This is a genomic window from Streptomyces sp. NPDC058691 (genome assembly GCF_042714775.1).
Lineage (GTDB): Bacteria > Actinomycetota > Actinomycetes > Streptomycetales > Streptomycetaceae > Actinacidiphila.
The window spans coordinates 17,391-31,535 of record NZ_JBHXSO010000019.1 but is presented as its reverse complement, the minus strand read 5'-3'; the positions used below and the strand labels follow the sequence as shown (position 1 = coordinate 31,535).

Annotated in this window: 12 protein-coding genes and 1 tRNA gene; 5 read left to right on the top strand and 8 right to left on the bottom strand. The window is 70.5% G+C overall.

Translation table 11 applies throughout. The annotated features are described in order from the left end of the window. Nucleotides 1-28 precede the first annotated feature (28 nt). Together ACFWVC_RS15730 and ACFWVC_RS15725 are read left to right on the top strand one after the other, a co-directional pair. Nucleotides 29-2,347, top strand: coding sequence for an FdhF/YdeP family oxidoreductase (locus ACFWVC_RS15730; RefSeq protein ID WP_384284856.1), 2,319 nt, complete (start codon nucleotides 29-31; stop codon nucleotides 2,345-2,347). A 56-nt stretch (nucleotides 2,348-2,403) separates the two neighbouring features. Next, nucleotides 2,404-2,889, top strand: a complete 486-nt coding sequence (locus ACFWVC_RS15725; protein ID WP_384284854.1) for a PaaI family thioesterase — start codon at nucleotides 2,404-2,406, stop codon at nucleotides 2,887-2,889. 63 nt (nucleotides 2,890-2,952) lie between these two features. Here the strand turns inward: ACFWVC_RS15725 and ACFWVC_RS15720 are convergent, their stop codons facing one another. From ACFWVC_RS15720 to ACFWVC_RS15700, 5 genes are all read right to left on the bottom strand, one after another. Further along, the gene (locus ACFWVC_RS15720; protein ID WP_384284852.1) at nucleotides 2,953-3,723 is read right to left on the bottom strand and encodes an ABC transporter ATP-binding protein; all 771 of its coding nucleotides are present in this window, start codon (nucleotides 3,721-3,723) and stop codon (nucleotides 2,953-2,955) included. Further along, a complete protein-coding gene (locus ACFWVC_RS15715) occupies nucleotides 3,720-4,676 on the bottom strand; it encodes an ABC transporter ATP-binding protein (RefSeq protein ID WP_384284850.1) in 957 nt (318 codons plus the stop codon). Before ACFWVC_RS15715 ends, ACFWVC_RS15720 begins: the two co-directional genes overlap by 4 nt. Continuing rightward, complete coding sequence (locus ACFWVC_RS15710; RefSeq protein WP_384284848.1) at nucleotides 4,673-6,040, bottom strand: branched-chain amino acid ABC transporter permease; 1,368 nt, start codon at nucleotides 6,038-6,040, stop codon at nucleotides 4,673-4,675. Before ACFWVC_RS15710 ends, ACFWVC_RS15715 begins: the two co-directional genes overlap by 4 nt. Continuing rightward, the gene (locus tag ACFWVC_RS15705) at nucleotides 6,037-6,966 is read right to left on the bottom strand and encodes a branched-chain amino acid ABC transporter permease (RefSeq protein ID WP_384284846.1); all 930 of its coding nucleotides are present in this window, start codon (nucleotides 6,964-6,966) and stop codon (nucleotides 6,037-6,039) included. Before ACFWVC_RS15705 ends, ACFWVC_RS15710 begins: the two co-directional genes overlap by 4 nt. Before the next feature lie 127 nt (nucleotides 6,967-7,093). Continuing rightward, on the bottom strand, nucleotides 7,094-8,230 hold the full coding sequence (locus ACFWVC_RS15700; RefSeq protein WP_384284844.1) for a branched-chain amino acid ABC transporter substrate-binding protein: 1,137 nt from the start codon (nucleotides 8,228-8,230) through the stop codon (nucleotides 7,094-7,096). 305 nt (nucleotides 8,231-8,535) lie between these two features. Between ACFWVC_RS15700 and ACFWVC_RS15695 the strand changes: the two genes are divergently transcribed. Further along, on the top strand, nucleotides 8,536-9,069 hold the full coding sequence (locus tag ACFWVC_RS15695) for a hypothetical protein (RefSeq protein ID WP_384284842.1): 534 nt from the start codon (nucleotides 8,536-8,538) through the stop codon (nucleotides 9,067-9,069). Between the two features lie 15 nt (nucleotides 9,070-9,084). Here the strand turns inward: ACFWVC_RS15695 and ACFWVC_RS15690 are convergent, their stop codons facing one another. Continuing rightward, nucleotides 9,085-9,717, bottom strand: a complete 633-nt coding sequence (locus ACFWVC_RS15690; protein WP_384284840.1) for an ANTAR domain-containing response regulator — start codon at nucleotides 9,715-9,717, stop codon at nucleotides 9,085-9,087. A 90-nt stretch (nucleotides 9,718-9,807) separates the two neighbouring features. Here ACFWVC_RS15690 and ACFWVC_RS15685 point away from each other — a divergent pair. Further along, nucleotides 9,808-9,890: transfer RNA gene (locus tag ACFWVC_RS15685), tRNA-Leu, on the top strand. 77 nt (nucleotides 9,891-9,967) lie between these two features. Continuing rightward, nucleotides 9,968-10,750 carry a helix-turn-helix domain-containing protein gene (locus tag ACFWVC_RS15680; protein WP_384284837.1) on the top strand — a complete coding sequence of 261 codons (783 nt, stop codon included), beginning with the start codon at nucleotides 9,968-9,970 and terminating at the stop codon, nucleotides 10,748-10,750. Here the strand turns inward: ACFWVC_RS15680 and hrpB are convergent. Both hrpB and ACFWVC_RS15670 read right to left on the bottom strand, forming a co-directional pair. Then, on the bottom strand, nucleotides 10,731-13,274 hold the full coding sequence (hrpB, locus tag ACFWVC_RS15675) for an ATP-dependent helicase HrpB (protein ID WP_384284834.1): 2,544 nt from the start codon (nucleotides 13,272-13,274) through the stop codon (nucleotides 10,731-10,733). The genes ACFWVC_RS15680 and hrpB overlap by 20 nt on opposite strands. After that, nucleotides 13,271-14,122 carry a class I SAM-dependent methyltransferase gene (locus tag ACFWVC_RS15670; RefSeq protein ID WP_384284831.1) on the bottom strand — a complete coding sequence of 284 codons (852 nt, stop codon included), beginning with the start codon at nucleotides 14,120-14,122 and terminating at the stop codon, nucleotides 13,271-13,273. Before ACFWVC_RS15670 ends, hrpB begins: the two co-directional genes overlap by 4 nt. Nucleotides 14,123-14,145: the final 23 nt, after the last annotated feature.

Genomic DNA, 14,145 nt, shown 5'->3' with positions numbered 1-14,145 from the left:
CCTGCCTTGTCGTGGCAGGATCGGAGCCATGGCAGGCAAAGCACCCGCAGGCGACCCCGTCCAGGACGCACCCGAGGTCAGCGCACCGCAGCACGCCGCGGCCGGGCTTCCGGCGGTCGGTCACTCACTGCGGATCGCGCAGCAGCAGATGGGCGTGAGGCGTACCGCTCTCACCCTCCTCAAGGTCAACCAGAAGGACGGCTTCGACTGTCCCGGCTGCGCCTGGCCCGAGCCCGGGCACCGGCACACCGCGGAGTTCTGCGAGAACGGCGCCAAGGCCGTCGCGGAGGAGGCCACCCTGCGCCGGGTCACCCCGGAGTTCTTCGCCGGGCACTCCGTCGCCGACCTGTCCGGACGCAGCGGCTACTGGCTCGGCCAGCAGGGCCGGCTGACCCAGCCCATGTACCTGCCCGAGGGCGCCGACCACTACGAGCCCGTCCCCTGGGAGCGCGCCTTCGAGATCGTCGCGGACGAGCTGACCGCGCTGAGCGGCCCCGACGAGGCCGTCTTCTACACCTCGGGCCGCACCAGCAACGAGGCCGCCTTCCTCTACCAGCTCTTCGCCCGCGAGTTCGGCACCAACAACCTGCCCGACTGCTCCAACATGTGCCACGAGTCCTCGGGCTCCGCCCTGGTGGACACCATAGGCATCGGCAAGGGCAGCGTCCTGCTGGAGGACCTCTACCGTGCCGACCTGATCATCGTCGCGGGGCAGAATCCCGGCACCAACCACCCCCGCATGCTCTCCGCACTGGAGAAGGCGAAGGCCGCCGGCGCCCGCATCGTCTCGGTCAACCCGCTGCCCGAGGCCGGACTGCAGCGCTTCAAGAACCCGCAGACCCCCAAGGGGCTGGCCGGCGGCGGCACCGCGCTGGCCGACCTCTTCCTGCAGATCCGCCTCGGCGGCGACCAGGCGCTCTTCCGCGCGCTGAACAAGGCCCTGCTGGAGGCCGAGGACGCGAAGGACACGGAGCCCGGCACCGTCCTGGACCACGCGTTCATCGACGGGCACACCCACGGCTTCGAGGAGTTCGCCGCCGCCGCCCGCGCCACCGACGCCGCCGAGGTCGCCCGCGCCACCGGCCTGCCGCAGTCCGACATCGACGCACTGCTCGCCATGGTGCTCGAGGCCAAGAGCGTCATCGTCTGCTGGGCCATGGGCCTCACCCAGCACAAGCACTCCGTGCCCACCATCAAGGAAGTCGTCAACTTCCTCCTCCTGCGCGGCAACATCGGCCGCCCCGGCGCCGGCGTGTGCCCCGTGCGCGGCCACAGCAACGTCCAGGGCGACCGCACCATGGGCATCTACGAGAAGCCCGCCCCCGCCTTCCTCGACGCCCTGGAGAAGGAGTTCGGCTTCGCCCCGCCCCGCGAGCACGGCCTGGACACCGTCGACTCCATCCGCGCCCTGCGCGACGGGCGGGCCAAGGTCTTCTTCGCCATGGGCGGCAACTTCGTCGCCGCCTCACCCGACACGGACGTCACGGAAGCGGCCATGCGCCGTGCCCGCCTCACCGTCCACGTCTCCACCAAGCTCAACCGCTCCCACGTCGTCACCGGTGCCCGCGCCCTGATCCTGCCCACCCTCGGCCGCACCGAGAAGGACCTCCAGGCGGCGGGCGAGCAGTTCGTCACCGTCGAGGACTCCATGGGCATGGTCCACGCCTCCCGCGGCGGCCTGAGGCCCGCGAGCCCGCTGCTGCTGTCCGAGCCCGCGATCATCAGCCGGCTGGCGCGCGCCGTCCTCCCGCACAGCGGCGTCGACTGGCAGGGCTTCGAAGCCGACTACGACCGCATCCGCGACCACATATCCCGCGTGATCCCCGGCTTCGACGATTTCAACACCAAGGTGCGCCGCCCCGGCGGCTTCACCCTGCCGAACGCTCCCCGCGACTCCCGCAGCTTCCCCACCGCCACCGGACGCGCCAACTTCTCCGCCGACGCCCTGGAGTACCCGCACGTCCCCGAGGGCCGGCTGCTCCTGCAGACGCTGCGCTCGCACGACCAGTACAACACCACCATCTACGGGCTCGACGACCGCTACCGCGGCATCAAGAACGGCCGCCGCGTGGTCCTGGTCCACCCCGAGGACGCGGCCGCCCACGGCCTCGCGGACGGCGACTACGCCGACCTCGTCGGCGAGTGGACCGACGGCAGCGAACGCCGTGCCGAGGGCTTCCGCGTCGTCCACTACCCGACGCCCCGGGGCTGCGCCGCCGCCTACTACCCCGAGACCAACGTCCTGGTGCCGCTGGACCACACCGCCGACACCAGCAACACCCCCGCCTCCAAGTCCGTCGTGATCCGGCTCGAGGCGACGACCACCCCGCCCGGCGCCCCGCAGTGAGCGTCGGGTAGAAAACGGGCCAGTACACCGAACGACGACGATCGGAGCCACCGTCCATGTCCGAGCAGACCGCCACGAGCCTTCTCCCGCCCGAGGTCATCGCGCAGTACGCCGACCTCGGCGTCGACCTGGTGGCGCTCTTCTCCGCCGGCAGCCTGGGGAACCGTATGGGCATCGAGATCGTCGAGGCCTCCGCGGAGCGCGTCGTCGGCACCATGCCCGTCGAGGGCAACACCCAGCCCTACGGGCTGCTCCACGGCGGCGCCTCAGCCGTCCTGGCCGAGACCATCGGCTCCGTCGGCGCCATGCTGCACGGCGGCCCCGGCAAGGTCGCCGTCGGCGTCGACCTCAACTGCACCCACCACCGCGGCCTGCGCTCCGGTGTCGTCACCGGCGTCGCCACCCCCGTCCACCGCGGCCGGTCCTCCGCCACCTACGAGATCGTCATCAGCGACGAGCAGGAGCGCCGCGTCTGCTCCGCCCGCCTGACCTGCGCCCTGCGCCCCGTCACCCCGGCCGGCATCGACAACGCCCCCGCCTGACACACGAGAACCGCCCCCGGAACACTCCGGGGGCGGTTCTCGTGCACCAGGGGCCGGCCGCCGCTACGCGGCGCCCTCGCCCAGGTAGGCCGCCCGCACCCGCGGGTCGGACAGCAGTCGCGACGCCTCGTCCTCCATGACCACCGCGCCGGTCTCCAGGACGTAACCGCGGTCGGCGAGCTGCAGCGCCTGCGCGGCGTTCTGCTCCACCAGCAGGACGGTCGTGCCCTGGTCGTTGATCTCCTTGATGATCTGGAAGATCTGCTGCACGATCAGCGGCGCCAGACCCATCGACGGCTCGTCCAGCAGCAGCAGGTTCGGCCGGCCCATCAGAGCGCGGCCGATGGCCAGCATCTGCTGCTCTCCGCCGGACAGCGTTCCTGCCAGCTGCGAACGCCGCTCCGCAAGGCGCGGGAAGAGCGTGAGCACCCGGTCCAGGTCGTCCTTCGGCACGCCCTTGAAGCGGTACGCGCCCATCTCCAGGTTCTCCAGCACGGTCATCACCGGGAAGACCCGGCGACCCTCGGGGGAGTGCCCGATGCCGAGTTCCACCACCTTGTGCGACGGCACGCCGTCGATGCGCTCGCCGCCCAGCCGCACCTCGCCGTGGCGCGGCTGCAGCAGACCGGAAATCGTGCGCAAGGTGGTGGTCTTGCCGGCGCCGTTGGCACCGAGCAACGCGACGATCTCGCCCTGGCGGACCGTCACATTGATGCCCTTGAGCGCCTGGATCGCGCCGTAGAACACCTGCAGATCGACCAGCTCCAGCATCGCCGGGGCGGTCTCGGCGACGGAAGTGCCCGACGCCTTCTCGAAGTTGGCGGCCTCGGTCATCGGCCCTCCTCATCGGACTCGCGCGGCGCGGGGACCTCCGGGGCCGCGGGGGCGGCGGGCGCGGCGTCCGCGTCCGTGGCGTCCGCGTGCGCGGTCTCCACCAGCTCGGCGACGGCCTCCACGGCCTCCTCGTCGGCCGACCCCAGGTACGCCTCGATCACCGCGGGATCGCGCTGCACCTCCTCGGGCAGCCCCTCGGCGATCACCTTCCCGAAGTTGAGCACCATGACGCGGTCCGCGACCGACATCACGAGCTTCATGTCGTGCTCGATCAACAGCACGCTGATGCCCAGCTCCTGGTTGATCCGGCGGATCAGCTGCTCCAGCTCCAGCTTCTCCGTCGGGTTCGTCCCGGCGGCCGGCTCGTCCAGCAGCAGCACCTTCGGGTCGGTCGCCAGCGCCCGCGCGATCTCCAGGCGCCGCTGGTCGCCGTAGGACAGGCTCGCGGCCAGCTCATTGTGCTTGCCCGCCAGACCCACGTACGACAGCAGTTCCTGGGCCCGCTGGTCGCTGGCCTTCTCTTCCCGCCGTGCCCACGGCATGCCCAGCATGATCGAGATCGCTCCCGACTTCTGCCGCGACTCCGCCGCGATCTTGATGTTCTCCAGCGCCGTCAGCGCGCCGAACAACCGGATGTTCTGGTACGTACGGGCCACGCCGTACCGGTTCACCAGGTACGGCTTCGCACCCAGCAGCTTTCGCTGGGCACCGCCCTCCTCGTGGAAGGCGATCGTGCCCTCCTGCGGGACGTAGACGCCCGTCAGGGAGTTGAACAGCGAGGTCTTGCCCGCGCCGTTCGGGCCGATCACCGCGAGGATCTCCCCGCGGCGCATCGTCAGATTCACCTCGGAGAGGCTGGTGAGACCGCCGAACCGCAGCGTCACACCACGGGCCTCCAGCACCGTGCCACCGGTCTGCGCGGGCTGCGCGCCCGCTTCCGTCACCGTGCTCATTTCTGCACGCCTCCCGTCGGCTCGCTCATGGCGTCGGCGTCACCGATGCCCGCCTCCGCCATGTGCAGCTCACGCTGCCGGCGGCGGGAGGGGATCACGCCCTGCGGACGGAAGATCATCATGATGACGAGCAGTGCGCCCAGGTAGATGAAGCGGTCCTGCTCCGGCACGTAGTCGCGCAGCGCGTTCGGCAGCCACACCAGCAGCGCGGCACCGAACAGCACGCCCGCGATCGAGCCCATGCCGCCGAAGACCACGTACGCCAGCGCCAGCACCGACAGAACGATGGTGAAGTTCTCCGGATTGATGAAGCCGACCTTGCTGGAGTACACGACGCCTGCCAGACCCGAGGTCGACGCGCCGATCGCGAACGCCAGCAGCTTGTACCGGACGGTGTTGATGCCGGTCGCCGCCGCGGCCACCTCGTCCTCCCGGATCGCCGTCCAGGTGCGGCCGATCCGCGAGTGCTCCAGGCGGTTGTACAGGAAGATCAGCACCACCAGGAAGAACAGCAGCAGGTACCAGTACGGCAGCGGGTCCAGCGTCCAGTCGTAGTTGATCGGACCGATGTGGATCGACGGGTGCGGGATGCCGATGACACCGCGCGAACCGTTGGTGAAGCCGTCCGAGTTCTTCGCGACCAGGTACACGATCTCGTGGAAGCCGAGCGTCACGATCGCCAGGTAGTCACCGCGCAGCCGCAGCGTCGGAGCGCCCAGCAGCACACCCGCGATCAGGCACGTGACGATGGCGAACGGGATCGACTCCAGCGCGCCCACCGTGAACGGCGGCTTCACCGGCATGTGACCGGTCCAGAACGCGCAGGAGTACGCGCCGATCGCGTAGAAGGCGATGAAGCCCAGGTCCAGCAGACCGGCCCAGCCGACCACCACGTTCAGACCGACCGCGATGATCATGAAGATCCCCATCTGGGTGACGAGGACCTCCTGCCAGAACAGACTGGTACCGGCCGGAATGAAGATCGCCAGCGCCAGGACGACCACCAGGCCGCCCAGCCGCAGCCAGCCGTTGCCGCGGAACATCGCCCGCGCCGGCTCCAGCGACCTGCCGACCCCCTGCGCCCCCTGACGGGCCGCGTCGCGCACCGGAGCACCGAACTCCAGCAGCGCCCACAGGCCCGCCATGATGGCCAGGCAGATCCACAGCCGCACCGACTCGAAGGCGCCGGTGAACGCCGACAGCTTGTCCGCCGGATTGCCGTCCTCGCCCGTCATCAGCGCCAGGATGAAGCCCAGCACCAGCATGCCGAGCAGTCGCGCCCAGCGCGGCTCCTGGTACCAGGCCCGGCGGCGCAGCTTCGCCACGTCCACCGAGAAGGACTTGGTAGCGGTCGCGTCGCTCATGCCGACCTCCCCAGACGCTCGCCCATGATGCCCGTCGGACGGAACATCAGCACCAGGATCAGGACCACGAACGCGGTCACGTCGATCCACTGCGTGCCGAAGACCGGGGAGCTCAGATTCTCGACGATGCCAAGCAGCAGACCGCCCAGCATCGCTCCGCGGATGTTGCCGATACCGCCCAGCACCGCCGCGGCGAACGCCTTGATGCCCGGCAGGAAGCCCACCGTGAACCACACCTGACCGGAGATGCCGAAGCCGTAGAGGAATCCAGCCGCACCGCCCAGCAGACCGCCGATGATGAAGGTACGCGAGATGATCTTGTCGATGTCGACACCCATCAGACCGGCCGTCTCCGCGTCCTGCGCGACGGCGCGGATGCCGGCGCCCATCTTGGTGCGGTTGACCACCAGGTCCAGGCCGATCATCATCGCGACCGCGGAGCCGATGATGATCAACTGAGTGATCTTCACCGGGGTACCGAAGACGCTGAAGACCTCACCATTGGTGTACAGCTCCGGCATCGGCACGGGGTTGCGGCCCCACAGCTTGCCCGCCAGGTTGTACAGGAAGAACGACGCACCGATGGCGCTGATCAAGAAGACCAGCTTCGGGGCATTGCGCTTGCGCAGCGGCTTGTAGGCCGCCTTCTCCAGGCCGAACGCGGTCAGCGCACCGACCAGAGCGCCGGCGATCATGCCGACGATCACCCAGACCACGGACGTGAAGCCGTGCGGGTCCTGAGGAGCGAGCTGGGAGAGCACGACGAGCGAACCGAAGCCGCCCATCATGAAGACCTCGCTGTGGGCGAAGTTGATGAGCTGCAGGACGCCGTAGACCAGCGTGTACCCGATCGCGATGACGGCGTACATGGAGCCCGTCGTCAGGCCTGGGATGAAGTAATCCCAGAAGTTGTGGAAGAGATTCATCGTGCGTGGGAGTCCTTGCTGAAGCCGGTGAAGGGCGGCGAAATCGCGTCCGACACACCAGTGGGGGGCGCGGGGCGACGGCCGGAGCCGCGTCCCACGCCCCCCACCTCAGGTGCCGGCTGCCGGATCAGCCGTTGCTGAGGGTGGCCACGTCACCCAGGTAACCGATCTTGCCGCCGGTCACCTGGTACAGGTACACGTTCTTGGTCTTGAGCTCGCCCTTGTCGTCGAAGGCGAAGTCCTTGGTCAGACCCTTGTAGTCCACGACCTTGAGAGCCTCGAGCAGCTTCTCGCGAGTGACGTCCTTACCGAGCTTCTTCATCTCGGCGATGATCAGGTTCGCGATGTCGTACGACTCGGCCGAGTAGGTGCCCGGAGGAGTGTTGAACTTCTTGGTGTACGCGTCGGTGAACGCCTTGGTGTTGGCGTTCTTCGTCGCGTCGGTGCAGGGGCAGGTCAGGAACCAGTTCTCCGACGACTTGCCCGCCAGCTCGACGAACTTCGCGTCGTTGGAGCCGTCACCGGAGATGCCGATGCCCTTGAAGCCGCCGTCGGCCAGCTTCTTCGCGAACGGCGCCAGGTCCGCGTAGTAACCCGCGTAGATCAGCGCGTCGGCCTTGGAGTTGACCACAGTGGTCGCGGCAGCGGTGTAGTCCGGGGTCTTCGCCGGGACGGAGTCCGTCTCGACGGTGACGCCCGCGGCCTTGAGGCTGTCGATGGCGACCTTCGCCAGACCCACGCCGTACTCGCTCTTGTCGTCGATGACGAAGACCTTCTTGGCCTTCTCCTTCTTCGACAGGTACTCGGCCATACCCGCGCCCTGCTCGTTGTCGTTCGGCGCACCGCGCAGGAACGACGAGAAGCCCTGGTTCGTCAGGTCCGGGTTGGTCGCCGACGGCGTCACCGCGGCGAGCTTCGCCTGGGCGTACAGGCCGCCGGCCGCCTTGGTCGGGCCCGAGAACGCGGGGCCGACCACGGCGACGACACTGGTGTCGCCGATGAGCTTCTGCGCCGCAGCGGGCGACTGGTCCGGGAGACCCTGGTCGTCGCCGTCCGCGACCTTCAGCGTGAAGGGCAGGTCGCCCTTGGCGTTGGCCTCCTCGACGGCCAGCTTCAGACCGTTGTCCTCGTTGATGCCCAGCGCGCTGTTGTCACCCGACAACGGACCCTGGAAGCCGATGGAGAACGTCGGCTTGCCGCCGCCGTTGCTGCTGTCGTCCTTGCCGCCACCGCACGCGGTGAGCGCAAGAGCGCCAACAGCCACCGGAAGAGCAAACTTGACGAGCTTCTTGTTGAGCACTGGGACCCCCTGAGCCGCCCAATGTGGTTACAGTCGGCGGGCCGTAAGCCCTCCGCATTGCGACCGCGTGAGAGCCACGCGGGTTGGCGGGAATGTAATCCGCTGATCAGGCACACAGATAGGCCGATGGGAGAGATGTGATCGTACAGTGACCTCGGTCATGTGCCGGAAACAGAACGGTCCTTACCGGTAACCGGACGAGTCCAGGGGGAGAAGTGCGGTTGAATGTCCGAAATGGCGTCACTGCGCCGCCACTTGCCCGACACCTGTTGGCCGTCGCCGCGACGGCCGCCCTCGCGGGCTCCCTGGCCACCGCCCTCGCCGCCGCCGCACTATGGCCCGACACCCCCCGGGCGACACCCCAACACCCCCTGCGTCAGCTGGAGATCGCCCTCGACGGCCCCGCCGTCCATCCGGGGAACCTCGAATTCCGCGCCATAGCGCTGCGTTGCGGAATCGCCGTCATAGTCGGCACCCACGCCGAGCATTCCGCCAAAGGCCGGCTCTGCCGCATCAGAGTCGACGTCACCGTCGACGACTCCGTCAGCGCCCACCTCGACAACGACGACCAGCGCCTCGTCCTCGCCGACGGAACCCGGCACTCCACCGACTGGGAGGCCATGCAGATCAAGCGCCAGCCGCTCACTCTCGACATCGGCGCCCACGACAGCGCGCAGTACGACCTCTGGTTCGACATCCCCAAGGGTGCCGCCGTCGACCGCCTCGCTGTCACCAACGACAAAGGGATGCCCACAGCGGACATCCCCCTGCCCCGGCTCGACTGGCCGGACCACTCGGCCTGACGGCCGGCACGGCTCCTACTTGGCGACCCCGTCCACCTCGTCCAGCACCGCCTGCGCCACCGCCTGCATCGTCATCCGGCGGTCCATCGACGTCTTCTGGATCCACCGGAACGCCGCCGGCTCACTCAGCCCGTACTTCGTCTGCAGCACGCTCTTCGCCCGGTCCACCAGCTTCCGGGTCTCCAGCCGCAGACTCAGATCCGCGACCTCCGCCTCCAGCGCCCGCAGCTCCGTGAACCGCGACACCGCCATCTCGATGGCCGGCACCACGTCACTCTTGCTGAACGGCTTCACCAGGTACGCCATCGCCCCGGCGTCCCTGGCCCGCTCCACCAGCTCCCGCTGCGAGAACGCGGTCAGCATCAGCACCGGTGCGATCTTGTTCTTGGCGATCCGCTCGGCCGCGGAGATGCCGTCGAGCACCGGCATCTTCACATCGAGGATCACCAGATCCGGACGGAGCTCCTCGGCGAGCTTCACGGCCGTCTCGCCGTCGCCCGCCTCCCCGACCACGGAGTAGCCCTCCTCTTCGAGCATCTCCTTGAGGTCGAGCCTGATCAGAGCCTCGTCCTCGGCGATCACCACGCGCGTGGTGTGCGGCGGTACGTGCGTGTGCTCGTCAACGGGCTCGGGCTCGGCGGCGGTCACGGGACTCCTCGTTCCAGGGCAGGTGCTGCACCAAGAGCCTACCTAGCTGCGATGGCCACCATCCACACGGTACGCTGTGTCCCGCAACCGGCCGGGTTGGTGGAATGGCATACACGGATGTCTCAAACACATCTGCCCGTGAGGGCTTGCGGGTTCGAATCCCGCACCCGGCACCCAGATGGGAATCCCGTTCGAGTGAACGTTCGCCTTTTGTCTGCGTGACCCGCACCTCTCTACACAGAGTGACGGCATGGTCGCACATGGGAGCGAATTGAGGCGGCGAGCGGTGACGCTGAGCCGATCGGGCCAACGGAATGCCGACATCGCCCGGATCCTCGGTGTACCCAAGGGCACCGTGGGCTATTGGGTGCACCTCGACCGGTCCGAACGCGGAACGTGCCCAGGGCGGCCGTCCTGTCCCCGTTGTGACGGCTCGGGACTCGACGAAGCCGCGTATGCGTATCTGCTCGGCCTCTACCTCGGCGACGGCCATGTCATCCAGTACTCACAGCACCGTGTGCCGAGCCTCATGATCACCTGCGCCGAGGCGTGGCCCGGCCTGATGGACGAGGCGGAGAAGGCGATGCAGGCGGTCTTCCCGCAGAACAGGACATGCCGCGTCCGCCGGACCGGTTGCAGGAACGTCAAGGTCTATTCGAAGCACCTCTGGTGCATGTTCCCGCAGCACGGCGCGGGGAAGAAGCACGAGCGCCCCATCATTCTGGAGCCGTGGCAGCAGATCATCGTGGACGCACACCCGTGGGAGTTCGTCCGGGGACTCATCCACTCGGACGGCTGCCGCATCACCAACTGGACGACGCGCGTCGTCGCGGGGGAGCGCAAACGCTACGAGTACCCGCGCTACTTCTTCGCCAACAAGTCCGACGACATCCGGGGGCTGCTCACAGCGACGCTCGACAAGCTGGGTGTCGAGTGGAGTGTCACCCGAAGGGGCACAGACCCGTTCAACATCTCCATCGCACGCAAGCAATCAGTCGCGCTCATGGACCGCTTCATCGGTCCGAAGTATTGAGCCGCGCCTTGGTGTGCCGCGTCGGCACCGCCGTCGCCGGGTCCTCAGGCCACGGGTGCTTCGGGTACCGGCCGCGCAGTTCCGCGCGGACCGCGCGGTAGCCCTCGCGCCAGAAGGAGGCGAGGTCGGAGGTGACGGCGGCGGGGCGGCCGGCGGGGGACAGGAGGTGGACGACGAGGGGGACGCGGCCGCCGGCGATGCGCGGGGTGGCGGTCCAGCCGAACAGTTCCTGGAGCTTGGCGGCGAGCACGGGCCGGTCGCCGTCGTAGGAGACGCGGACGCGGGAGCCGGAGGGGATCTCGACGCGTTCCGGGGCGAGTTCGTCCAGCCGGGACGCCTCGCCGCCCGCCCAGGGCAGGAGGCGTGGCAGGGCGGCGCCGGCGCTGATACGGGCGAGGTCGGCGCGGCGGCGGGCGCGGGCGAGTTCGGGGGCGAGCCATTCGTCGGCGCGGTCCAGGAGGGCGCCGTCGGAGACGTCGGGCCAGGGGGCGCCGAGTTCGCGGTGGAGGAAGGCGAGGCGCTGCCGGAGGGCCGTGGCGTCGCGGGACCAGGCCAGCAGGCCGGGGCCTTCGCGGCGCAGGCCGTCGAGGAGGGCGGCGCGCAGGAGCGCGGGGTCGGGGGAGGCCAGCGGGCGGGTGCTGAGTTCGATGGCGCCGAGGCGGACGGTGTGGCGGGCGGTGATGTCGCCGTCGGTCCAGGAGACGTCGTCGTGGGCGGCGAGGAGGGGCGCGGCGGCGGTGCGGGCGGTGTCCTCGTCGATGACGGTGGCGAGCCGGACGCGGGCTGAGGGCGCGCCGGCGGGGCGGTCGGCGACGGCGACGGCGAGCCAGTCGGGGGTGCCGAGGCGGGTGCCTGCGGTGAGGTCGGCGGCGGTGCCGGAGGCCATGAGGTAGGTGCCGGCGGCGCGGCGGCGGGCGACGCGTTCGGGGAAGGCTAGGGCGGTGACGAGGCCGGCCGCGGCGTCGTCGGTGAGGGCGCCGGCGGGGTGGTCGGGGGCGGCGGCCGTGAGGCGGCGGGTTTCGGCGCGCCAGCGGGCGGCGTAGGCGTCGCGGCCCTGGCGGGCGGCGCGCCAGGCGGCGGAGAGGTCGTCGCCGTAGTCGCGTGGGGGTTCTTCGGCGATGAGGGCGACGATGTCGGCGGCGCGCCGGGTGCCGACGCGGGGTGCGCCGTCGAGGAGGGCGCGGGCCAGGCGGGGGTGGAGGCCGACGCGGGCCATCCGGGTGCCGCGGTCGGTGGGGTGGCCGTCGGGGCGGGTGGCGCCGATGGCGGTCAGGACGTCGCGTGCGGCTGCCAGGGCGCCCGCGGGCGGCGGGTCGAGGAGGGCGAGGCCTTGGGCGTCGGGGTCGCCCCAGGCGGCGGCCTGGAGGGCGAACTGCGCGAGGTCGGCGATGGCGATCTCGGGGGAGGGGTAGCGGGGGCGGCCGGCGTCGTCGGCCTCGTTCCAGCATCGGTAGGCGTGGCCGGGTGCTTCGCGGCCGGCGCGGCCTGCGCGTTGGGCGGCGGTGGCGTGGGAGGCCCGCACGGTCGTGAGGGAGCCGAGGCCGCGGGCGTGGTCGGTGCGGGGTTCGCGGGCGAGTCCGGAGTCGACGACGGTGCGGACGCCGGGGACGGTGAGGCTGGATTCGGCGACGGAGGTGGCGAGGACGACGCGCCGCCGGGTGCCGTCGCCGCCGTGCAGGACGCTTTCCTGTACCGCCGCGGCGGCCTGGCCGTGGAGCTGGAGTACGTCTGTGCCGTCGAGGCCGCCGAGCATTCCGGCGACGCGGGCGATCTCGCCGGTGCCGGGCAGGAAGCACAGGATGTCGCCGTCGTGGTCGCGCAGCGCGGTCCGTACGGTGGCGGCGACGTGGTCGAGCAGCGCGGGGTCGACGCGCATGCCGTGCGGGGGCCGGACGCCGCGCGGGGGTGGCGCGTAGCTGAGGTCCACGGGGTGGGTGCGGCCTTCGGCGCGGATCACGGGGGCGTCGTCCAGGAGCCGGGACCAGGCGGCGGCGTCGGTGGTGGCGGAGGCCGCGACGATGCGCAGGTCGGGGCGGAGGGCGGCGCGGACGTCCAGGAGGAAGGCAATGGCGGTGTCGGCGTCGAGGTGCCGTTCGTGGCATTCGTCGAGCAGGACGGTGTCGGTGCCGGGGAGTTCCTGGTCGCGTTGGAGGCGTTGCAGCAGGACGCCGGTGGTGACGACTTCGACGAGGGTGCCGGGGGAGACCTTGCGTTCGCCGCGGACGGTGAATCCGACGCGGTTCCCGGCCTCTTCGCCGAGCAGCCAGGCCATGCGCCGGGCGGCGGCCTTGGCGGCCATGCGGCGGGGCTCGGCGACGATCACGCGGCGGGCGGGGCCGTCGCCGGTGAGTCCGGCGAGGGCGAGCGGCACGAGGGTGGTCTTGCCGGTGCCGGGCGGCGCGGCGAGGACGGCGCAGCCGTGGCCGTCGAGCGCGTCGCGCAGCGCGGGCAGGGCGGTGCGGACGGGGAGGGCGGCGAGCGCGTCCTGGCGGGGCACGGGCGGCGTCGACCGGGGGCCGGTCATACAGCGGTGCAGACGAAGATCGCCGTGCCGGGGAGGTGCCGGCCGCGCAGCGGTGACCAGCCGCCCCATTCCTGGGTGTTCCAGGCGGGCCACTCGGGTTCCACGAGGTCGGTGAGGGTGAAGCCGGCGGCGGTCAGTTCCCGGACCCGGTCGCCGAGGGTGCGGTGGTGTTCGACGTAGACGGCGTGTCCGTTGTCGTCCTGTTCGACGTAGGGGGTGCGGTCGAAGTACGAGGCGGAGGCGGTCAGGCCCTCGGGGCCGGGTTCGTCGGGGAAGGCCCAGCGGACGGGGTGGGTCACGGAGAAGACCCAGCGGCCGCCGGGGCGCAGGACGCGGCGGACCTCGCGCATGACGCGGGCGGTGTCGGCGACGAAGGGGAGCGCGCCGTAGGCGGAGCAGGCGTGGTCGAAGACGGCGTCGGCGAAGGGCAGGGCGCTCGCGTCGGCCTGTACGAGGGGGAAGGCCGGTACGGCTGTGGCCTCGGCCCGCTCGTCGTCGATGCGGCGGGCGTGCTGGAGCTGGCGGTGGGAGAGGTCGAGGGCGACGGGGCGGGCGCCCTGGGCGGCGAGCCAGCGGGAGCACTGGGCGGCGCCGGCGCCGATCTCCAGGACGGCGCTGCCGGCGAGCTCCGCGGCGGGCCCGAGAAGTCGGGCGTCTTCCTCGTTCAGCCCCTCGGGTCCCCAGACGAATTCGGCGTCGCCGAGGAACTCGCCGTGGTCGCTCTGGTACTCGTCGGCGTTGCGGTCCCACCATCCGCGGTTGGCGCGGCTGCTCTCCGTGCCGCCCGCGACACGGCGGGTGGCCTCGGCTTCTTCGGGGACTGGCTGGGGGGGCGGTGCTTGGATCATCGCGGTGGTCGTCGTACCCTCTG